At 68.5% G+C, this 19,530-nt stretch carries 19 protein-coding genes and 1 pseudogene; 8 read left to right on the forward strand and 12 right to left on the reverse strand.

The window, feature by feature from the left end:
- Window positions 1-73: 73 nt before the first annotated feature.
- The gene (locus ACFW3D_RS30150) at window positions 74-241 is read right to left on the reverse strand and encodes a hydrophobic protein (RefSeq protein WP_500509304.1); all 168 of its coding nucleotides are present in this window, start codon (window positions 239-241) and stop codon (window positions 74-76) included.
- Between the two features lie 921 nt (window positions 242-1,162).
- Here ACFW3D_RS30150 and ACFW3D_RS30155 point away from each other — a divergent pair.
- Complete coding sequence (locus tag ACFW3D_RS30155) at window positions 1,163-2,254, forward strand: glutamate--cysteine ligase (protein ID WP_500509306.1); 1,092 nt, start codon at window positions 1,163-1,165, stop codon at window positions 2,252-2,254.
- Window positions 2,255-2,269: 15 nt separating this feature from the next.
- On the opposite strand, the gene ACFW3D_RS30160 is transcribed toward ACFW3D_RS30155, so the two are convergent.
- Both ACFW3D_RS30160 and ACFW3D_RS30165 read right to left on the reverse strand, forming a co-directional pair.
- A complete protein-coding gene (locus tag ACFW3D_RS30160) occupies window positions 2,270-3,892 on the reverse strand; it encodes a phytoene desaturase family protein (RefSeq protein WP_500509308.1) in 1,623 nt (540 codons plus the stop codon).
- Window positions 3,893-3,919: 27 nt separating this feature from the next.
- Entirely contained in the window at window positions 3,920-4,375 is a 456-nt protein-coding gene (locus ACFW3D_RS30165; protein ID WP_500509310.1) for an SRPBCC family protein, read from the reverse strand.
- 126 nt (window positions 4,376-4,501) lie between these two features.
- On the opposite strand from ACFW3D_RS30165, the gene ACFW3D_RS30170 reads away from it, so the two are divergent.
- Entirely contained in the window at window positions 4,502-5,392 is an 891-nt protein-coding gene (locus tag ACFW3D_RS30170) for an SDR family oxidoreductase (protein WP_500509312.1), read from the forward strand.
- A 19-nt stretch (window positions 5,393-5,411) separates the two neighbouring features.
- On the opposite strand, the gene ACFW3D_RS30175 is transcribed toward ACFW3D_RS30170, so the two are convergent.
- The 3 genes from ACFW3D_RS30175 to ACFW3D_RS30185 all read right to left on the reverse strand — a co-directional run bounded on the left by ACFW3D_RS30175 (window position 5,412) and on the right by ACFW3D_RS30185 (window position 9,437).
- The gene (locus ACFW3D_RS30175; protein WP_500509314.1) at window positions 5,412-5,903 is read right to left on the reverse strand and encodes a hypothetical protein; all 492 of its coding nucleotides are present in this window, start codon (window positions 5,901-5,903) and stop codon (window positions 5,412-5,414) included.
- Window positions 5,900-8,395: a molybdopterin oxidoreductase family protein gene (locus ACFW3D_RS30180; RefSeq protein ID WP_500509316.1), complete on the reverse strand. Its 2,496-nt coding sequence runs from the start codon at window positions 8,393-8,395 to the stop codon at window positions 5,900-5,902. Before ACFW3D_RS30180 ends, ACFW3D_RS30175 begins: the two co-directional genes overlap by 4 nt.
- Before the next feature lie 817 nt (window positions 8,396-9,212).
- The gene (locus ACFW3D_RS30185) at window positions 9,213-9,437 is read right to left on the reverse strand and encodes a DUF6479 family protein (RefSeq protein WP_500509319.1); all 225 of its coding nucleotides are present in this window, start codon (window positions 9,435-9,437) and stop codon (window positions 9,213-9,215) included.
- Between the two features lie 368 nt (window positions 9,438-9,805).
- Between ACFW3D_RS30185 and ACFW3D_RS30190 the strand changes: the two genes are divergently transcribed.
- The 3 genes and pseudogenes from ACFW3D_RS30190 to ACFW3D_RS30200 all read left to right on the forward strand — a co-directional run bounded on the left by ACFW3D_RS30190 (window position 9,806) and on the right by ACFW3D_RS30200 (window position 12,023).
- On the forward strand, window positions 9,806-10,036 hold the full coding sequence (locus ACFW3D_RS30190) for a DUF8129 domain-containing protein (protein WP_500509403.1): 231 nt from the start codon (window positions 9,806-9,808) through the stop codon (window positions 10,034-10,036).
- A 79-nt stretch (window positions 10,037-10,115) separates the two neighbouring features.
- A pseudogene (locus tag ACFW3D_RS30195) lies at window positions 10,116-10,732 on the forward strand (flavodoxin family protein).
- 334 nt (window positions 10,733-11,066) lie between these two features.
- Window positions 11,067-12,023, forward strand: coding sequence for a TIGR03557 family F420-dependent LLM class oxidoreductase (locus tag ACFW3D_RS30200; protein WP_500509321.1), 957 nt, complete (start codon window positions 11,067-11,069; stop codon window positions 12,021-12,023).
- Window positions 12,024-12,486: 463 nt separating this feature from the next.
- Here the strand turns inward: ACFW3D_RS30200 and ACFW3D_RS30205 are convergent, their stop codons facing one another.
- The 3 genes from ACFW3D_RS30205 to ACFW3D_RS30215 all read right to left on the reverse strand — a co-directional run bounded on the left by ACFW3D_RS30205 (window position 12,487) and on the right by ACFW3D_RS30215 (window position 13,915).
- A complete protein-coding gene (locus ACFW3D_RS30205; RefSeq protein WP_500509323.1) occupies window positions 12,487-12,921 on the reverse strand; it encodes a DUF2267 domain-containing protein in 435 nt (144 codons plus the stop codon).
- A 69-nt stretch (window positions 12,922-12,990) separates the two neighbouring features.
- A complete protein-coding gene (locus ACFW3D_RS30210) occupies window positions 12,991-13,380 on the reverse strand; it encodes a DUF2267 domain-containing protein (protein WP_500509406.1) in 390 nt (129 codons plus the stop codon).
- Between the two features lie 100 nt (window positions 13,381-13,480).
- Window positions 13,481-13,915: an Hsp20/alpha crystallin family protein gene (locus tag ACFW3D_RS30215; protein ID WP_500509325.1), complete on the reverse strand. Its 435-nt coding sequence runs from the start codon at window positions 13,913-13,915 to the stop codon at window positions 13,481-13,483.
- Between the two features lie 179 nt (window positions 13,916-14,094).
- Here ACFW3D_RS30215 and ACFW3D_RS30220 point away from each other — a divergent pair, with 179 nt between their 5' ends.
- Entirely contained in the window at window positions 14,095-14,733 is a 639-nt protein-coding gene (locus tag ACFW3D_RS30220; RefSeq protein ID WP_500509328.1) for an HSP18 transcriptional regulator, read from the forward strand.
- A 112-nt stretch (window positions 14,734-14,845) separates the two neighbouring features.
- Here the strand turns inward: ACFW3D_RS30220 and ACFW3D_RS30225 are convergent, their stop codons facing one another.
- The 3 genes from ACFW3D_RS30225 to ACFW3D_RS30235 all read right to left on the reverse strand — a co-directional run bounded on the left by ACFW3D_RS30225 (window position 14,846) and on the right by ACFW3D_RS30235 (window position 17,802).
- The gene (locus ACFW3D_RS30225) at window positions 14,846-16,045 is read right to left on the reverse strand and encodes a PP2C family protein-serine/threonine phosphatase (protein ID WP_500509330.1); all 1,200 of its coding nucleotides are present in this window, start codon (window positions 16,043-16,045) and stop codon (window positions 14,846-14,848) included.
- 283 nt (window positions 16,046-16,328) lie between these two features.
- Window positions 16,329-16,763 carry a DUF6233 domain-containing protein gene (locus tag ACFW3D_RS30230; protein WP_500509332.1) on the reverse strand — a complete coding sequence of 145 codons (435 nt, stop codon included), beginning with the start codon at window positions 16,761-16,763 and terminating at the stop codon, window positions 16,329-16,331.
- Window positions 16,764-16,776: 13 nt separating this feature from the next.
- On the reverse strand, window positions 16,777-17,802 hold the full coding sequence (locus ACFW3D_RS30235) for a DNA polymerase Y family protein (protein ID WP_500509334.1): 1,026 nt from the start codon (window positions 17,800-17,802) through the stop codon (window positions 16,777-16,779).
- 645 nt (window positions 17,803-18,447) lie between these two features.
- On the opposite strand from ACFW3D_RS30235, the gene ACFW3D_RS30240 reads away from it, so the two are divergent.
- Window positions 18,448-18,735, forward strand: coding sequence for a hypothetical protein (locus ACFW3D_RS30240; RefSeq protein WP_500509336.1), 288 nt, complete (start codon window positions 18,448-18,450; stop codon window positions 18,733-18,735).
- A 199-nt stretch (window positions 18,736-18,934) separates the two neighbouring features.
- Complete coding sequence (locus tag ACFW3D_RS30245) at window positions 18,935-19,138, forward strand: hypothetical protein (protein WP_500509338.1); 204 nt, start codon at window positions 18,935-18,937, stop codon at window positions 19,136-19,138.
- The last annotated feature ends 392 nt before the right edge of the window (window positions 19,139-19,530 follow it).

The following is a 19,530-nucleotide window of genomic DNA, read 5'->3' on the forward strand; positions in this document are numbered from 1 at the left end:
ACCCCCCCCTCGTGGGGGGGGCCGCCCGCTAATCGGGGCCGGCACCCCGTCGTTGCTGCGAGCGAAGGTCAGGTCACCATCGGTACCAGCGGCGGCGCCCGCCTCCCTCGGCGGCCCGGAACACGAAGCCGAGCAGCCACACCACCAGGACGACCAACGCGATCCACCACAAGGCCTTGAGGGCGAACCCCGCCCCGAAGAGGATCAGGGCCAGCAGCAGGACAAGCAGCAAAGCAACCATGTCTTTTACCTCCTGACCTCGCGTGTGCCCCGCTGTCGTGCCACCATGCTCGGCGGCAGCACACGCCCCTCATCGCCTCGGGCCGTTAACTCTTTTCGGCTGTGCGCTTGGATTTGGATCACCATTCGGTTCTCTGGCCGTTCACCGCAACAGCGGCAAGCGGCCCTGACCGTTTGGCCAGTAGCTCACCAGGTCGGCGAGGATGATGGGGAGAGTCTGAAAGGGGCGACGAGGCTACGGGCGCTGCTCGCCGACTGCGCGCTGCCTACGCCGGTACGTCGCGGTCCACGCACAGGTCCAACCCCGTGACGCGGCCAGCGCCCTGGTGGAATGCTCACGAGGCGCTAATTGGAGGTCAACCGACCCTGTGCTTATCGGTGTTGGTCGAGCGCGCCGCGTGCTCGACCTTGCAACAGATGGACGGGCTGACTTCCCGTTGCAGTGAGCCAGTCCCGTTTCTACTCTCATTCCGCTTGGACGCACTGCACATACGTGTTCCTGCATTGCTGCTACATGCCTTGCTCAACCCAGCGGCCCGGGACGTAGGCGAAGGCCTCGGCGATGACGTGAGATCCGCCCCGACCAGAGATGGCAACGGCGACCGTGCCAGCAACGCCGGCCGGAGCGATGACCGGCAGTCATCGTCGGGCATCGCCGCGAAGGGCGCCTGAGCAACCGCGAATGTAACGTTCTCCGCTGTGCCCATGTTTGTGCTGACGGTGACCACGGTGCCCCCCAAGGGAGACCCGGACGAGGATGTCAGGCGGGCCACGGTGGAGGCATCGATGCGCGAAGGCGGGGAAGCCGATGTGATGCTTGACGTATTGGTGGAGTCACGGATGATCGCGGGCTCTGGCACATCGCGTCCAACGCGCGTCCATGCCGGAGGTCACGTCGCAGTCATGGAAACGGAGTGGCGTGATGCGGACAGTGGGTGTGGAGGAGGAGCTCCTGCTGCTGGACGCGGAGTCCGGGGAGCCGCGGGCGCTGTCGGCGGCGGTGCTGGCGTCGGCGCGCCGTGACCCCGACGCGACCGGTGAGGTGTTTGAGGCAGAACTGCAGCGTCAGCAGTTGGAGTTCGCGACCCGGCCGCAGGCGCGGATGGAGGATCTGGCGGCGGAGGTCGTGCGGTGGCGTGCGGAGGCGGCCCGCCACGCGGAGCAGTCCGGTGGCGCGGTCGCGGCGCTGGCGACCTCGCCGCTGCCGGTGAGCCCGTCGCTGAGCACGGGAGAGCGATACGGGTGGATGCGTGAACGCTACGGGCTGACCGCGGCCGAGCAGCTGACGTGCGGCTGTCATGTGCATGTGTCGGTGGAGTCCGACGAGGAGGGCGTGGCGGTCCTGGACCGGATCCGCGGCTGGCTGCCGGTGCTGCTGGCGCTCAGCGGGAACTCGCCGTTCTGGCAGGGCCGGGACAGCGGATACGCGAGTTACCGCAGCCGGGTGTGGGGCAGGTGGCCGTCGGCCGGGCCGGTGGAGCCGTTCGGTTCCGCGGCCGGCTATCACGACCAGGTGCGCGCGATGATCGCCACCGGGGCGCTGCGGGACGAAGGCATGGTGTACTTCGACGCCCGCCTGTCGCACGCCTACCCCACCGTCGAGGTCCGCGTCGCGGACGTGTGTCTGGACGCGTCCGGTACCGCGTTGCTGGCGACGTTGGTGCGGGCGCTGGTGGAGACCGCGGCCCGCGCGTGGCGGGCCGGTGAGCCGCCGTCCGCGCACGGCGTGGCCCTGCTGCGGCTGGCGACCTGGCGGGCGGCCCGCGAGGGCCTCGACGGCCGCCTGATCCACCCGGCGACCATGGAGCCCGCCCCGGCCGAGGCCGTGGTCCGCGCGCTGTTCGACCTCGTACGCGAGGCCCTGGAAAACAACGGCGACCTGGTCCCCGCGCAGGACGCCCTCGCCGGACTCCTCAAGACCGGCAACGGCGCCCGCGTCCAGCGCGAGCTGTTCCGCCGCACCGGAAGCCTCCGCGAGGTCGCCGCGGCCTGCGTCCGTCTCACACAAGCGTGATGGCCACTGTGGCTCTCAGACGGGGTGACCGAGGCGACCGTGGCGGGCGAGGGCACGCTGCGCCTTACTCAGCACACGGCTGGGGGAGCAGGAGCGGAGCGCGGCACGAGCGGCGTTGGCGCCCGGTGCACCGTGGACCCCGCCGCCCGGGTGAGCCCCCGCGGACGCCAGGAACAGCCCGGCGATCGCAGTTTCGGGGCGTCCTGTGCCCGGCAGGGGCCGGAAGACGAGCTGCTGGTGCATGGCCGCGGTGCCGCCGTTGATGGCACCACCGTGGAGATTGGCGTCGTACTCCTCCAAATCGGGTGGGGCGAGGATACGGCGGGCCGCGATGAGCGAGCGGAAGCCCGGAGCGTACCGCTCGACCTGGGCTTCCACCCGGTCGGCCATCAGTTCCTGGTCGGCGCGGTCCCAGATGCCGGCGATGCCCGCGCCTCCCGCGTCGCCGCGGACTCGGTGGGGGACGTGGGTGTACGCCCACGACGACTGCGTGCCGGCGGGCGAACGAGAACGGTCGGCCGTGGTCATCTGCCCGAACAGGAGGAAGGGCCGTTCGGGCACCTGCCCCATGGCGATCTGCGCGGCGAACTGCGTCAGCGCGTCGACCCCCTCGGCCAGGTGCACCGTTCCCGCTTGAGCCGCCGCGGGCGCCGACCAGGGCACCGGGCCCTCCAGGGCCCAGTCCACCTTGAAGGTCGCGAAGTCCCACTGGAAGCGGCGCACGTCCTCCAGAACCCGCGCCGGAAGGTCGTCGCGGCTCACCAGCTCGCCGTACAGGGTGGGCACGGACACGTCGGCCAGCACGGCGCGGCGCGCCGGAACCGCGTTGCCGCCGACCGTGCGCACGCCCACCGCCCGCCCGGATCGCACGACGACCGAAGTCACCCGGGTCCCGCAGCGGAGCGTGCCTCCGTGCCTGCGAAGACGGCTGACGAGGGCGGCCGTGAGCGCCCCGGCGCCGCCGACAGGCACGGGGAAACCGTACGTCTGGCCCAGCATGGCCATCAGCCACCCGAAGCCTCCGCTCCCAGCCGCCTCGGGCGCCAGGTCGGCGTGGAGCGCGCTGCCGGCCAGCAGGAGCGCACCCAGTTCGCCCCGGAACTCCTCCTCGCCCAGGCGCCGCACAGGCAGTACGAGGGTGCGGGCCATCCGCAGCCCCCCGCCAGCGCGCAGCCGGGCCGCGAGCCGCAGCCCCGCACGCAGCGGCGGGAAAGGCGTGAACAGCGCGTCGACGAGGTCGTCACCGAGGCGGTCCCAGGCCGTGCACAGCCGTAGCCATGCCGCGCCGTCGCCGTCGAATTCCGCGTCGAGCACGGCGGCCGTATCGCCGGCACTCCGGTGCAGCACCGCGCAGCGGCCGTCGAGCAGCGGATGGGCGACCACGGCCGGCGCGTGGCTCCACCGCAACCCTTCGCGGTGGAGCCCGAGCCCGCGGATGACCGGCGAGGCGGCCGCCAGGGGATAGAAGGAGCTGAAGAGGTCGTGCACGAAATCGGGATGGACGTCCCGCGCGGAGCGGACCCCGCCGCCGGGCTCGTCCTGCGCCTCGAGGACTTCGACGCTCCATCCCGCGTCGGCCAGCAGGTTCGCGGCGACCAGACCGTTGGGTCCCGCGCCGATCACCACCGCGTCTGCCATGGGCGTGCCTCCCGTAACTGGCCCCGTTCAGCCGTCCTCGCCTTCGTGCGCCCCGTGCGTCTCCACGACCCGGGCCAGCCGCCCGAGCATGCTGCGGTGCCGGACCTGGAGCAGAGCGTCCAGCGCGGCGTTGTGGAGCGCGCCGCCGGGGCCGCGCAGCGGGTGTTCGTCCACGATGACCAGGGTGTCGTGCCCCCAGGGGCGCAGTTCGAAGGCGATGCGCGCGGAGCCGAGCCATCCGCTGAGGGCTTCCAGCTCCAGCTGTCGCGGGGGCCGGCAAAGCCGGACGATCGTCTCGCCCGTCAGCTTCACCGGGCCGAGGATCACGGTGTATTCGATGCTGGACCCCACCCCAGGCCAGTCACCGGCGGAATGCCGGGACGACGACGGCCCCACGACCCAGTCCCCGTAGAGCCTGCCGTCCGCGAGGACGGCCCATACCTCTTCCAGCGCACCACGCACGAGTCGGTGTCGTACTGCCATGGATTCCTCCAGTGGCACCCGGTGTTCCCGGCCGCTTGTTCTCCTGCCCTCCGTTACGGTCGTTATAGGTGCATTCGCGGAGTTTCCTCGATATCGAAGGAAGTCTGCGGGATCTGGAGGTCCAGCGTGACCGGCTCCCCGCCTCTCATGGGCCGTACGGCGGTGGTGACCGGCGCCGCCCGAGGCATCGGGCGGGCGGTGGCGCACATCCTCGCCGCTCGTGGAGCCCGTGTCGCGCTGCTCGGACTGGAACCAGGGGAATTGGAGTCGGCCGCGGCCGCGGCGCCCGGGACGGCGCGGGCCTGGTGCGTCGACGTGACGGACGAGGCGGCATTGCGTCGCACGGCCGACGAAGTGGCGGAGCGGTTCGGTGCGGCCTCCGTGGTCGTGGCGAACGCCGGCATCGCCGCCGGAGGGCCGTTCGCGGAGGCGTCCATGGCGACCTGGCGCAGGATCGTCGAGGTCAACCTCGTCGGAAGCGCCTTGACCGCCCGCACCTTCCTCCCGCACCTGCTGGCCACCCGCGGCTACTACCTGCAGGTCTCCTCGCTCGCTGCCATGGGCTCGGCCCCATTGATGTCCGCCTACTGCGCCTCAAAGTCAGGGGTTGAGGCGTTCACGCACTCCCTGCGCGCCGAGGTGGCGCACCGCGGCGTCGACGTCGCCGTCGCCTACATGAGCTGGACGGACACCGAGATGATCCGCGACGCGGAGTGTCACCCGACCATGCGTGAACTGCGAGCCCTCATGCCCTGGCCCGCGAGCCGCACCTACACCGCCGAGGCCACTGCGGAACGGCTGGTACGCGGCATCGAGGACCGCTCGGCCGCCGTCTACGTCCAACCCTGGCTGCGCGGCGTCCAAGCGGTGCGCACCCTCCTGCCCGGCCTGGTGGCCTGGCGGGCCCGGCACACGATGGGCGACCTCGAAGAGCGCGGCGACATCACCGACACCGGCCTGCTTGGCGCGGGGGGCCGCGCCGATCCATCCGCGAGTTCCGTCTGCCGGCCCCGTTGACCTCGCCGTCAGGGAGCGGTCATCGCAGGCTCGCCAGGGCCTGGGGCGACAGGGTCTTGATCATGGTGTTGGTCCAGCGCATCTGCCGCAGCGTCTGAGGGTGGCACCGCGTCGCGACGTCGAGCAGGGCCTCGTCCTTCGTGGCCTGTCCGGCCTGGGCCAGCATCTCCCAGTACAGGGAGTTGCCGGACGCGGCGAGGTGGAGGTCGCGCAGGTCCCGCAGGAGCAGCAGCGCCGGTTCGGGGTGGCGCCCGACCGCCTCGGCGGTCTTCCTGCCGATCGTCGACAGGAGGCCGGCGCGCGGTTCGTCCAACGGATCGAGGTCCAGGTCGTAGGCCTGGGCGGTGTCCGCGATTCGGCGCGTGTGCTCGCGGGACCATGCGGCCAGGTCGATGGCGACGTGGTGGACCTCGTGCTCCGTGCGATGGCGGTCGGCCACGGCGACGAATTCCTTTGCCAGGTGCTTCTCGTCGCCGTGCAGCGCGCGCAGCAGGTCCTTGATGCCGTTCACCGGATTCCGCCTTCCTGCGTGTCGGGGGAGGGGAGCCCACAGGGCACCTGGGATGCATACGCGCCCGGGCCTCCCGCAGTGGCGGGCACGGCGCCGCTCCGCACGGGCGCAGAGGCCGTGGTGGTCGGTGCGGGAGCGGTGGCTCCGTCGCCGCGTCGCACCAGGGTCAGGGCGGCCGCGGCGGTCTTGAACAGCGGTTGTTTGGAGACCGGGTCCCAGTCGGTGACGGTTGCCTCGTTCGCGGCGCGGCTCGGGGTGTCACCGTCCGGCCCGTGCCCCGCGGGAGTGTCCCAGTAGCCGTAGTGGAACGGGACGAAGAGCAGCCCCGTCCGGAGGCCGGTGACGCGCAGCCGTCCGCGCAGCGCCCCGCGGAGTGTGGTGACCTCGACCAGATCGCCTTCGTGCAGGTCTCGTACTTCGGCGTCGCCGGCGGAGATCTCCACCCATACGTCGGGGGCGGCGGCGTTCAACTGGGGTGCCCGGCCCGTCTTGGTCCTGGTGTGGAAGTGGTAGATCGTGCGCCCCGTGGTGAGCTGGAATGGGTACTCCGGGCTTGGTTCCTCGTGCGGAGGCAGGTACTGCGCCGCCTTGATGACGGCCTTGCCTTCGGGGTTGAGGGAGCGGTATTCCACCACGCTGTCGGCGGCGCCGGTGACCAGGTCCTTGCCGTAGCTCTCGCACAAGTCCGGGTGGGCCCAGGTGATCTTGTCGCGGTACAGCCGTTCGGTGCCGTCGGGTGTGTCGTCGTTGCACGGCCACTGGACGCCGCTGCCGCCGCGCAGCTTGTCGTAGGTGATACCGGTGTAGTCGCAGGGGCGGCCCGCGCTGCATCGCTTCCAGGCCTCGAATGCGGATTCGGGGTCGTGCCACTTGACCAGTGGGCCGTCGTCCTTGTCGCGGAAGTCCATACGGGTGGCGTAGTCGAGGAAGACCTCCAGGTCCGGCCTGGCCTCGCCGGGCGGGTCGACGGCCTTCTCCGACAAGTGCACGGTGCGGTCGGCGTTGGTGAAGGTGCCCGTCTTCTCGCCCCAGGTCGCCGCGGGCAGTACCACGTCGGCGAGTTGCGCCGACTCCGTGAGGAACAGGTCCTGCACGACGACGAAGAGGCGTTCCTGCGTGAGGATCGAGCGGATGCGGGACAGCTCGGGCAGGGACACGGCGGGATTCGTACCGCTGATCCACAGCATGCGGATCGTGCCCTGCTCGGCGTACCGGAACATCTGCATGGCGTGCGTGGGCGGGGCGTAGTGCGGGATCCCCGACGGCTCGACGTTCCACACCTTCGCCAGATCGGCGACATGGGCGTCGTTCTCCCAGTTGCGGAAGCCGGGCAGGTCACCGTTGGCCCCGCATTCGCGCGTGTTCTCCGCGGTGGGTTGGCCGTTCATCTGCAGCACCCCGGCGCCGGGTCGTCCGAGCATGCCGCGGAGCAGGTGCAGGTTGTTGACCTGGACGGCGGCCGCGGTTGCCTGGTGGGACTGGTAGAAGCCCTGGAGCACGGTCGACGTCAGCTGGTCCGCGTTTCCCAGGATCTCCGCGGCCTCGGCGATGCGCGCCGCCGGTACGTCACAGATCCCGGTGGCCCATTCAGGGCTGCAGTTCCGCACCTGTGCTGTCAGTTCTTCGTAGCCGACCGTGTGGGCCTCGATGTATTCGTGGTCGACCCGGTCGGTGCGGATGATTTCGTGCAGCAGGGCGTTCATCAGGGCCACGTTCGTGCCGACGCGCGGGGCGAGATGGACGGCGGACCGGCGGGCCACCTGAGTGGGGCGGGGGTCGACGCAGACCAACAGCGGAGGGGCCGCACCCTCGAGACGGTCGAGGATGCGCATCCACTGCACTGGCTGGGTCTCGGCGATGTTGTGCCCGAACAGGGCGATGACGTCCGCGTGGTCGAAGTCGTCGTAGCATCCCGGCTGGCCGTCGCAGCCGAACGACTCCTTCAGCGCCTCCCCGGCGGTCGCCGTGCACAGGCGGGTGTTGCCGTCCAGATGGTTGGTGCCGATCCCGGCCCGTGCCAGGACGGTGAGTGTGTAGTACTCCTCCAGGAACAGCTGACCGGAGGTGTAGAAGCCGATCGAGCCAGGTCCGTGCTCATCCAGCAACGCCTTCGAGCGAGAGACGATGCACTCCATTGCGGCGTCCCAATCGCACTCGACCAGCCGGCCGCCACGACGGATCAGCGGCCGGGTCAGCCGGTCCGCAGCGCCGTTGGCCTGCCAGCCGAAGAGGTCCTTAGGGCCCAGCCGGCCGTGGTTGACCCGATCGGTGGCGCGGCCCCGCACGCCCACCATCCGGTTCCCGACGACGGCGATATCCATGGCGTCGCCGTCCGAGTGCAGGATCGACGCGGCTTGCACCCACCGGTCCACCCTCTCCGGTTCGACTCCCTCGGCCAGGTACGCGTCCACGCGCGTGGGCCACGCTTCGTGCCGGCCGTAGGGCGTTCGGCTGCCCCACGGGTACGCGATCCGGTCCACTGACGGCTCCATGTTCGCCTCCGGGCTGTGGCCTCTCGGCGCCGATCGCTCCTCGGGTACCCGCGCTCTGCTTGGCTACACTGCGCTGAGCGTTCTGCGGCTTGCGTCCCTTGCGTTTTCAACGAGAGATGCACCACCCCACGATCCATTCTGGTGGGCCCCGGGGCGGTTCGCTCCTGTACACCCATCGCTCTCGTAAAGGTTTTCCTCCTCATTGAGCCCTGGCTGGTCATCGAAGAGCGGTACCCCTACCGTCGGCCAGGTGACGCGTGCCCCCGCTGATGTCCGCCCGCGAGCCCGCCAGTGTCCACTCGGTCACCGCCTCGCTTGACGACCCAGGTGTCTGACCCTTGTGGTGCAGGTCCGACCGCGTGGATGCCCACGTCAATACGCGATGACGCCGTTCACCACGACCGTGTACCTGTTCTGATCGTTGGACGAGCATGGAAGACACCACGGGTACGCCGGCGCCACCCATCACAAGCTCTGCTGAATTGGCCGGCGCGTACTGGCTGTCGGCTTCCGCCCCTATCTACAACGCCGTGGTGCGGCAGTGGCTTGAACAAGGCCGTGAGGTCCCCGGCCAGCCCCAAGTCGCGGCAGCATCCCACGGAGACCCCCTTCACGCGGGCCTGATCCGCCACGCCCCGCCATGAAGGCGGCGAGCTACGGAGCAGGCCGGGCAACGGCGAGCTCAGCCTCGTTGCGGAACGGCGGTGTAACTGGGGCCGTGGCTGCTCTCCCCGCGTCGAAGACACCAAATCGTGTGCAGTCCCGCCGGAAGCGTCCGTCGCCGACGAGATGCGTACGGGGCAGGGGCAGGGGGGTATCAACCGCTCTCATTCCGGTCGCCGGCGTCGTGTTCTTGGCGGGTGCGCCAGGACGTGCTGCGTGACTGTGCTCCGCGCTCCGGTGGCGGTTGCCTCCTGCGTACACGGCGTCCGACAGCGACGGCCGTGATGAGGAGGACCACCAGGGCGACGCCCACGACGAACGGTGCGGTTCCCACAAGGTAGTCATGAGGCAGTGCAACTTGCGTCCACTCCATCTGCATGGAACGCGGTTACCCTCCGTACGAAGAACAATGCGCTGCAGGCGGGCCACGCACCAACATCGATTCGTAGCCGAGAGCCTGCAGAGCAGCTGGGTGATACGCGACGCTCAGCCGCCGGTCTTGCTCAAAATTGGATGACTCGAGCGGACCTTCGCACAACAGAGGACTTCTTGGCCGAGCTATTCGTTCGAGGGCTGTAAAGCTTCTCAGCAGCTTGATTGATGCTCTGCGCGAAGGCTCGTTGAGCGACTGGATACGCCCGGCTTACGCAAGCTGACACGATGTAGGAGGACCGTATGGGACTGCTCGGTGTGTTTTGTGCCGTGTTCGGCGGGAACCCGAACTACACATACTGAGGGGTGACTGAGGTGGACCTGCCTGATGACATAACTCCAGCGCCGACGACTCAGGAACTGCCGATAGCCGACTACAAGCACCTGCCTCGGATCGAAGTAGAAGGACGCGTCGGCGAGCTGGGCAAGGACGAAGCAACAGCGGTATTGCGGTACGAGCGCGGACACCGAGACCGGACTCCGATCATTCAGCTGCTCACCTCCCGGTTGAGGCAGCTGCGCTCCGGCGAGGGTCAGTCCAGCTGATGTTTCCACGGCGGGTGTTGCCGCCAAGGTGTACGCAGCGGTCAGGTGTGGCCTGGTCTCGACGGGTTAACCGAGTCTCATGGACAACACACCGTTGCGAGCTCTGGCTTTGGTTTGCACCCTCAATCATTCTCCGGCCCGCTCCAGCTCACAACTGCTCGCCGAGCAGACGCTTGAGGCGCTGCGTGAGCAAGGCGTGACCGGCGAGTCGATACGCGCGTGGGCGACCACGACGTGTGCCCCGGGGTGTCGGTGAACACGGGTGACGGGGACGCATGGCCAGCCATCCGGGAAAGGATCCTCGCTGCCGACATCTTGGTGCTGTCCACCCCGATATGGCTGGGCCACCCGTGCAGCGTCACGCAGCGCGTGCTGGAACGCCTGGACGGTGAACTCTCGGAGTCCGACGACCAGGGCCGCCCGCTGACGTACGGCAAGGTCGCAGCGGTGTGTGTCGTCGGCAATGAGGACGGCGCACACAAGGTCAGTGCAGACTTGTTCCAGGCTCTCAACGACGTCGGATTCTCCCTGGCCGCCGGGGCCGTCACCTACTGGGTCGGTGAGGCGATGCAGGGAACCGATTACCAGGACTTGGACAAGACGCCCGAAGCCGTGGCCACGACTACCAAAACCCTAGCGTCCAATGCCGCCCATCTGGCCCGCAGCCTGCGTGCCGCCCCGTTCCCCGCGGCTTAACCCGCCGCCAGCGTTCTACTGCTTCGGAAGAAGCCGACCGGCGTGGCCGGGCATGGCGCAAGCGGCATGCCCTAGGTCGACGAGCGCATTCTCGCACTGGGCAGAGTGCCTGCTCCACTGATCAAGCCCTTTGGGGGCGACCCCACTCTGATGGCAGCGCGCAGCTGCGCACGAAGAGACGCGCTGTGAGGAAATCGGAGGGGGCCGGCAACGTGACGCACATGCATGCTGAACCTGGCGGGCCGATGGTCTCCCGCAGATCTGTCGTGAGGCATCAAGGAAGGGCCAACCTGCGCGCCCTCTGTCTGATCATCAACGTGCTGGAAGGAACCCCATGACCATCTTCGGATACTTCCTGTCCTCGGAAGAGTTCGCCCCCGCCGAACTGATCGATCAGGCGCGCATGGCCGAGCAGGCAGGGTTCGAGGCACTGGCCATCTCCGACCACTTCCACCCATGGAACGACGAGCAGGGCGAAAGCCCGTTCGTCTGGTCCATGATCGGAGCACTGTCCCAGGTGACATCGTTGCCGATCACCACCTTGGTCACCTGCCCCACGGTCCGTATGCACCCGGCGATCAACGCCCAGGCCGCCGCAACAGCAGCCGTGCTTACCAACGGCCGACTCCGCTTTGGACTGGGAAGCGGTGAAGCACTCAACGAGCACATCCTCGGAGATGCCTGGCCTGAGGCCGCGGAGCGCCTGCAGATGCTGGAAGAGGCCGTCCAAGTCATCAGGAAGCTCTTCACCGGGGAGCGGGTCACTCACCACGGCACCCACTACACCGTTCAGAACGCCCGGCTCTACACCGTTCCTACGGAACCAGCACCGCTGTACATCTCCGGCTTCGGGCCCGAGGCGGCGGCACTGGCCGGCCGTATCGGAGACGGCTTCGTCACCATGAAACCCGACACGACGCTGGTGGAGCAGTTTCGGCGAGCCGGGGGCGGCAGCAAGCCGGTCCTCGGGGGGCTGAAAGTTTGCTGGGACACCGACCGGGCGCGCGCGGTGAAAACCGTGCATCGGCTGTGGCCCAACGAGCAGCTGCCGGGCGAGCTCGCCCAGATCCTCCCTACCCCCGAGCACTTCGAACAGGCCGCCACCCTCGTCACCGAGGGAATGATCGCCGACGCCATCGTCTGCGGCAACAACGCCGACGACCACGTCGAAGCCGTCAGCGCCTACTCCCAGGCCGGATTCGACGAGGTCTACGTGAACCAGATCGGCCCTGACCAAGAGCAATTCTTCGACTTCTACCGTGCAGAAGTCCTCCCCCGACTTCGCGCTTGAGCTGCCCCTTCTGCCAGTGCGGGCAGAGGCGGGACTGCAGCCGAACCAGCGGGGGCGCATCAGGCAGGGCAGGCCCCTGAGGGAACGCTCGTACTGATCGTTTCAGGATTGGCGCGTCAGCTGGCAGTCGGTGATCTACGGCGGCAGTGCGTGCGAGGTGTCTGATGATCTTGTTTCCGGTGACCTGTAGGAACGCATAGCCCCGCTGCTGCCGCCTGAGCCCGCGCGAAGGCATGCGTGCCCGCTCCTGCCGACGCTTTCTCCCGGTACCTTGTGCTGCGAGGCCGCGAGTAGAGCGTCGTCAGGGGCCAGCCGCGAACCAGCTGAGTACGATCAGTACGGTCGTCCGCTGATGCGCACCCTCAGCAAGTGCGGCGCATGTCATGAGGGTGCGCCTACCAGCCCTGCCGCCCCGGCTCAGGGCGGCACCGAAGTGGTGTGGACCACCTGCCTAGTCCTGGGTCTAGGCTGTTGCTGCCAGTTCGGCACGGCCGAAGAGCAGGGCGTACCCGCTGGGCAGCTGTGCGAGCACCCGGCTGACGAGGTTTTCTCCGGCGAGGCGCGTGAGTACCGCGAATACGGTCCCGGCATCCCAGCGTGCGGTGGCCGGCGTTCCGCCCACACGGACGGCTAGGTCGCTGACGAATTCGAAGCCGGTAAGCGGTTCGGTGCGGGGGACTTGGGCGATGAGCTCAAGTGCGGCTTCGCGGGGGAGCCGGCGGGCGAGGGCGACGCGTTCGTCGCCGATCAATTGCCTGCCAAGGCCGGCCAGCACATGACGAACGGCTTGCTCTGCCCGGTCGTGCGTCGGGTAGGCGCCCTCGTAGCGGACTTGTTCGACCATCGCGTCGAACGTCATCGCCGTGGTGCGGGCGGCCGCTTGGGGCTGCGGAGGCATTGAAGTTCCCTTCTCAAGTGTGGGGTGTGGGGGCGGTGCGTAGCGCGCCCCGAATGTCGGCGGCGAAGCTCAGGCCGGCTCGAGGTGGCCGAACAGCAAGTCGTAGCCGGGCGGCAACTGCAGGAGGAGCCGTCGCAGGAGGTCCGGTCCGGCCTCCTCGGCAGCCACGCTGAGGACTGCGCCGACGTCCCACCGGGCGGTCGATTCGGTGGCGCCTTCGATCCAGGCGGCGGTGGCCCGTACAAACCGTTCGGCGTCCAGCGGCTCGACGGCCTGGAGTGGGTTGAGCAGGATGAGTGCGTAGGTCTCCGGCAGGTGGGCGGCGAGTTCGGCTCGTTCCTCGCCGACTACGTGGGCGCCGAGCAGCCCCAGTACGACGCGGGCTGCCCGGTCCGCCTCCTGCGGAGTCGGGTATTCACCGCGTTCCTGGACGCGCGCCAGGAACGCGTCGGGTCGTATGGCCACAATTTCCCCCTCGTGGTGATGCGGAGGACGGAGCCGAGGTGAGGGGATCCGTCCTCCATCGACTGCACGCCGGGCTGATTGCCCGGCTCACGGTTCAGCCGCTGATCTGCCTGCGGTCGCCGGTGGACGTGATCGCGACCTTGCGGGGCTTGGCCCGCTCGGCGATCGGGATGCGCAGGGTCAGGACGCCCGCGTCGTAGTCGGCCTCGATGCGCTCGGCGTCCAGAGTGTCCGCAAGCATGAGCTGCCGGGAGAAGACACCGAGGGGCCGTTCGGACAGCTCCATCTGGACGTCGTCGGACTTGACGACCGGGCGGCGTTCAGCCTTGACCGTGAGCATGTTGCGTTCGACGTCGATGTCGATCGCGTCGGGCGTGACGCCGGGCAGATCTAGTGCGATCACGTAGTGGTCGCCCTCGCGGTAGGCGTCCATCGGCATCGCCTGGGGCCTCGACCAGGTGCCGGACGTGCCCAGGAGCTGCTGGGTCAGACGGTCCAGCTCACGGAAGGGGTCGGTGCGCATCAACATTGTGAAACACCTCCAAGCGTTCGGGCAGTGACTGCCAATGCGCTTCACCTGATTCCCTTGTAGCATGTCATCGAAGCGATGACAAATCTTGAGTCGTCAAATGGATGACGGGAGCGATCGTGGACCCCAGCGAACCCGCCGCGCCGAGGGACTCTGAGGGCGATGGCCCCGTACCGCTCATGGCCGCAGTCGCTGCTCTCGACGCCATCGACCGCGCCATGTATCAGGCCCGTGCGGCTGAGGCGGGGCCGGCACCTACCTCCGGCGACGCCGGTCAGGCTCTCGCCTCGTTGACGCTCTTGCGGGAGGTGCGCGAGCAGCTCGCCAGCTGGGAGAGGGGACTGATCGAAAGCGCCCGAACCGCTGGCGTGAGCTGGGCCGACCTGGCTGGTCCGCTGGGGGTCGCTAGTCGTCAGGCTGCCGAACGCCGCTACCTACGACTGCGGCCGGGGGCCGCGGGCAGCACGGGTGAGGATCGGGTGAAAGCAACCCGGGACCGCCGTGCCGCCGACCGCACCGTCACCGCCTGGGCGCGCGACAACGCCGCCGACCTGCGCCGCCTGGCCGCTCACGTCACTGGGCTGACCGACCTCCCTGCCGGCGCCCGATCAGCCATCGCCGACATCGACGCGGCCCTCGCCCACGACGACGCGGCGCGCCTGATGGCCCCCCTCGTAGCCAGCCGCAACCACCTGCAGCCCGACCACCCGGAGCTTGCCGCTCGCCTCGACGCGCTCACTCGGCAGGCTGAGCGGCTCCGCCAGGAAAGCGCCGAACAACGACGGGGCCGCGGTGACTCCGTCGACTCCGCCGGCTGACCAAGGAATGCTGCGGGCGACGAGGCAGGGCCGCAGTGAGCTGTGGCCCAAGCATGCAGCGCCGAACTCTCGGCTTGCCGAAGGCATAGACCGGCGCGAGGCATACCTGAGATCAGATGTCGGCCCCGGCCCGCGTGGAACGGCCGGCGCTCTGAGGGCCATGCCAGTCCAAACACATGACGCAGGCGTCGTCCGCCAAGTGGTTGTCGCAGGCCTCTGTTACTGCGGAGGTGCACGCGCGTACGACTTCACGTGGGTGGTCTTTGGAGGTGTCGCGGATGAGGGCTCGCAGATCCACAGACTGCGCCGCGTGTTCTTGCATGCCGTCGGTGTAGAGCAGGAGCCGGTCGCCAGGCTGCAGGTCGAAGTCCTGTACTCGAAAGGGCATCGGTGACGGCACGCCGAAGGGGAGGTCGACTTTCAGGCGGGCTTCGTCGACCGTGCCGCTACGCAAGATCAACGGCCAGGGGTGGCCGGCATTGACCAGTCGGAAGCTGGTTCCGTCCAGGGCTACGCGGATCAGTTGGCCGGTCGCGAGGGTGCCTGGGGCGTGGTCGAGGATCGCCTGGTGCGTACGCCGGGCTTGTTCTGCGAGGTCGCAGCCAGCGCGCCGGGCCCCGCGTGAGGCATTGACCAGGAGAGTGGCCAGTAGGGCGGACCGCACATTGTGACCCATGGCATCGGTGATGGACAGGTGGAGAGTCTCCCGGTCGAGTGAGTAGTCGTAGGTGTCCCCGGCGATGGCGTTCGCGGGGACCAGTGCTGCAGCTAGGACGAACTGGGCAGCCTCGCAGCACGGGGCCGTGGGCAACAGCTGACGCTGAATCTCCGCGGCCAGGCTCACTTGAGTGGTTCGCTGTCCCCACTGGTAGAGGTCCGTGAAGCGTCGGTCGGTGACGATGATGTACGCGAGCGCGTGCGCCGTCTCCTGAACCTGGCGCAGCTTTTCCTCGGTGATGCGTGGCAAAGTCAGCTCCAGCACCCCGATGGAGTCTCCCCGATTGGTCACCGGCGCGAGCACTCGGTGCCCGTGCGCACCATCGGGCTCGTGCACCAGCCGCTGGGTGCGCAGCGCCTCGTCGTGAAGACTCCCGGCCAGCGGAAGTTCTTCGATGTCGCGGCTGACGTGCGAGGCGGCGTGCTCACTGACCCGCACCAGCTGCCGGCGGGCGACGTCCACGAAGAGGAAGGCCACATACCGTGCGCCGAAACGGTCCCGCAGGTGATGGGCGACGACATCGATCGACTCCACCGGCGCGGCGTTCTCCGCCGCGTTGAGCACCTCCGCCAGCTGTAGCGAATCAGGCGCCATGAGGGGCTCCCTCTGTTGGTGCCGCCGGAGCGGCGTAATCGAGAGCGGCTCGGTACGCGCCGGACACCATCGCTGCGCCACCGTTCCGTGCTCAAGCACGGCGAGATCAGGCACCCTGCGGCGCCACAGAGCACGCCACCACAGCTCAGGGTTCTACTGTCTCGCCGCGTCACAAAAGGGGCAATCGATCTGCGGTTCCCCGCGGGCTCGATAGGGTGCCCGGCCTGTTCAGACTCCCGCCCTCCCTTCAGAGCTAGGGCCGGGAGTGCCATCAGGAGCGCAGTCACTCTTTATGGGGCTCGTCCAGTGGGTTTGGGCGGCACACTCGGCACAACTGCACGTTCGGCCTCGCAGCATGAGCGGAAGCTTCTGCACTGGTGAGATCTTCGCCGTTGTCGATCCAGCAGTCAGCACGGTGCAAGACTTCGCGGGGTGCCTTGCCGACCGGGGTGGGCAGGTGTTGCAGCCGCCAGCCTCGGGCTGGGCCGGAAACCCAGGGTTGATCCCCGGTCTCCACCTCGTAAAGCTGCTCGCCGGCCCGCCGTAGTTGTGCTGCCGTGTGGGCTTCGATCACTCGCAGCCAGGCGTGCCTAGCAGGCAGGTCCTGGTGGGGCGGTATGGGTGCCTCCTGCTGCTCGCGGATGCGGGCGAGGAGGCGGATCAGATGGCCCTCGATGACGCGGAGCTCGGCTGGATCGGTGGGCAGGTCCTCGTGCACGTCCCTGCTCAGATCAGGCGCTGTGACGGCGGTGGGCTAGGGGCGCCCAGGTGACGGTGCCCGGTCCGAACCGAGCGTTCAGCTGGTCGACGACTGGGTCCAAGCGGTGGCTTGCCTCGCGCTCGGGGTCGAGGCTCAGCTGGACCGAGGCTGCCGCGGCACTGCTCAGTTGTTCAGCGCGCACCGCGATGCCGCGGATCCTTGCCCGCTGAAGCCCCAGCCGCTGGAACAGTTCCGCTGCGGCGGTGCGCAGATCATCGGTGTATGCAGTGGCTTCGCGGAGCGTCCGCGAGCGGGTCACGCTGCTGCCGCCAACAAAGGAGATCCCCAAAGTGAGCACGCCTGTGACCTGGCCGCGCTCGCGCAGCTGGTGGGCCACGTCTACCGCGGCTTGGAGAATCTCCCTGCCGATGAGATCGGGGTCGATGGAATCCCTGCCGAGCCTCCTCTGGATGCCAATGCTCTGCGGCAGGTCGGTTGCGGTCACCGGCCTAGGGTCGATGCCGCGAGCCCGCTCGTGGATCAGCCGCGCCTGTATGCGGCCCTCAAGGACCCGCTGCAGGGTTTCCACGGGCACGCGCGCCACCTGGCCGATGGTGCGCAGCCCGTACCGGTCCAAGGTCGCAGCCTGCGCTTGGCCTACGCCGTACAAATCCTGCACCGGCAGAGGATCAAGGAAGGCACTGACCGCCCGGTAGTCGCCAGGTACAACACGGACACCGTCTCGGCCGGGATGAGCGGAAGCCATCGCGGCTACCGCCCAGTTCGGCCCGACTCCGACCTGCAAGGGCAGGCCAAAGCTTCCAAGAGCCCGCGTCCGAATCCATAGAGCCAGCTCGGACGGGGTGCGATCCCAATACCGCACGGCGCCGGCAACGTCAGCGATTGCCGCAGTCGGCGGAAGCGGCTGCACCACCGGCGTTACGTCGCCGAGCAGCGTCAGCAAGCCCCTATAGGTGACCTCCGGGACGCGGCGAATCATCAGCCGCGCATGCAGTACGTGTGCACCGATCTCGACACGAAGGGCTTCGTCGTCCATCGTCACTGCCTCCTTAAGTCACTGTACACATGTTCGATTGCGTCGGCGCGGTCACACGCGAAACGACCATCACCTCGAGGAGCGCCCAGGTGGCAGCGCCCCGCGCAAGGTCCGGCACGCGGGCGCCAAGCTCCGGGCAGGCGAGCTAGTAGGCTCGCTCATGTGGGCGCTCTGCCTTCAGATCTGGAACGGCTGCGGGTGATCCGCCTTTACCTGCAGCTACAGATCGACGCTGTCGACGCCAAGATCCGCGAGACCGCTGAGCTGGCCGAGCCCGCGGCATCTGCGCGAGCAGAACGCGGGCACCCTTCTTCTAGCCGCTTCCGCCTCCAGCACGTACCGAAGGACGGGAGGCTCCGCGCCGTGATTCACCGGGGAGATTGCCCGGACGCCACTGGTGGCTGGCTCGGCCCGCGCGAGGCCGAGATCGCGTTCCGTATGCCCGATGTCATGCCATGCCCCCGCTGTCGCGCGAGCCCGAACGACGGGTAGGGCGCGCCGGAACAGCCACCCGGTGCGGTATGTGCGAGGAGTGATGCTCGGGCATCATAACTGCAGTTGACTGCATGGAGCGGGTTTATCTGGGTAATTCAGGGCAAGCCGGGCCAAAGGGGGGAGTTGGCTTTCCCATCCGAGGAGCCCATCATGATCATCCAGAAGATGCACGGCATGGGCATACGCAGCGAGCACGCGTACCTGGCTGGCATGGCGTCAATCGGCCTGTCCGTTGCCGCCTGGGCCACGAGCCTCACGGCAGAACCCGGCGTAGGCCTGGCTCGCGCCGACCGCTGGGGAATCTATGTCGGCGAGTGGGCCCCCACCTTCTTCGGCCTTGGCCTCGCCCTCAGCCAGTACGAGCAGGCGGACGGCTCGCTCCAGGAGAGCGACATCCACCACCTCAAGGACAAGGTCCAGGAGAAAGTCGCGGCCTGAGGCGGCCCTGCTCGCGCCGAGCGTTCAAGCTGCCCGCCCGGTTGTCCCGGGTCCACGCTGCGGCCGGGCGGGCTCCAGACGCGGCCCCGTCGAACGCTGACCCCGTCTGCCGCGACGAGGCCGCTCATTCCTCCCATCTCGGTCGGCGCGTAGGGGGTGGCCACCGTCGCACGCCACGCAGGCCCACCGTTGACAAGCCATGAGCACAGTTGAAAGCGATCTGTTCCCGCCGCCCGACGGCCACACCGTCGACGTCGTCCTCACCGGCCCCGTTGACCAGGTCGCCCGCGTCCGCGCTTGGATCCAGGCCCGAGCCACTGAGGGAAGCAGCATGCTCCTCGACCTGCCCGAGGGCGGCATCGTGCGCTGCCGCATGCGGCTCACCGCCCCGACCGAGGAGTAAGGGCGACTTGTCGAGCCCCCTGGGCCGCAGTGGGAATCCGTAGAGTGCACCATTCAGTAGCCTCTCGGGATGCTGCTTTTCCACTTCACGTGGCCTGAGCTTTGGCCGCTGATCTTGGCAGACGCAGAGATCAAGACGACGTGGCCCACGGACCCAGAGGACCTGCCGGAGGTCCTGCGCACGGTGCATCTCACAGCCGACCCCGCCCCGGCCTCGCTGCGTGAGCGTCCTGCCTCTGGGCGGAATACACGCGATTTGCTGAGGCAAAGCGGCGGGGGGGGGGGGAAGGGGGCCCCCCCCCAACCGGTGGGAGGTGGGCCCCCCCCCCAACCCAGGCCCCCCGGGGGGCGGGTGGTTTAAAAAAAAATAGGGGGCGGCCGAAAAAATTTTTT

The sequence above is a fragment of the Streptomyces sp. NPDC058864 genome, assembly GCF_042742985.1.
GTDB lineage: Bacteria > Actinomycetota > Actinomycetes > Streptomycetales > Streptomycetaceae > Actinacidiphila.